Origin of the sequence: Dorea sp. 210702-DFI.3.125 (genome assembly GCF_020560945.1) — a bacterium.
Classification (GTDB): domain Bacteria; phylum Bacillota; class Clostridia; order Lachnospirales; family Lachnospiraceae; genus Dorea; species Dorea formicigenerans.
Window position 1 is genome coordinate 1 of sequence record NZ_JAJCNF010000085.1, and the last position, 479, is coordinate 479.

The 479-nt window shown below is 50.1% G+C and carries 1 protein-coding gene; it reads left to right on the forward strand.

All coding sequences use genetic code 11. The annotated features are described in order from the left end of the window. Nucleotides 1–148: 148 nt before the first annotated feature. Nucleotides 149–466, forward strand: a complete 318-nt coding sequence (locus tag LI164_RS15645) for a DUF3847 domain-containing protein (protein WP_019162597.1) — start codon at nucleotides 149–151, stop codon at nucleotides 464–466. The last annotated feature ends 13 nt before the right edge of the window (nucleotides 467–479 follow it).

Below are 479 nucleotides of genomic sequence, written 5' to 3' on the forward strand. Positions count from 1 at the left end.
GCGCCGCTAAAGCGGCTATCCCCTGTGTACCCGCCGCAAAGAGAAATCCGCTCTGTGGTTTTCCCTTTTCATCGGGTTTTATAGAAGCACTGACACAGACTGTCTGCGGATGGTCTTTCTTTATCTTATAAGCAAAGGATGTGAGAACATGGAAAAATCTTTGGAACAGTTAAAGCAGGAATATGAAAAAACCACTGTCCTGCTGGAACGGGAAAAACGGAAAATGCAGCGTTTGAAAAACCGGCAGGCGTATCTGGAAAGCGGTTCCCGGAAACAGAGGACGCACCGGCTGATTACCCGTGGGGCAGCCGTTGAGAGCATTGTGCCACAGACAAAGGAGCTGACCGAAACGGAATTTTATTCCCTCATGGAAAGCATTTTGAATCTGCCGCAGGCGGAGCCTTTCATCCGGTCTGCCGCAGAAAACCACGCCCGTATTTCCGGGCAGGAGAAAGGCGGTGACTAAGGATAGCACTTTA

Bases quoted from the DNA above. Each gene is read 5' to 3' on its own strand.
- LI164_RS15645 (WP_019162597.1), top strand. From the start codon at position 149: ATGGAAAAATCTTTGGAACAGTTAAAGCAGGAATATGAAAAAACCACT.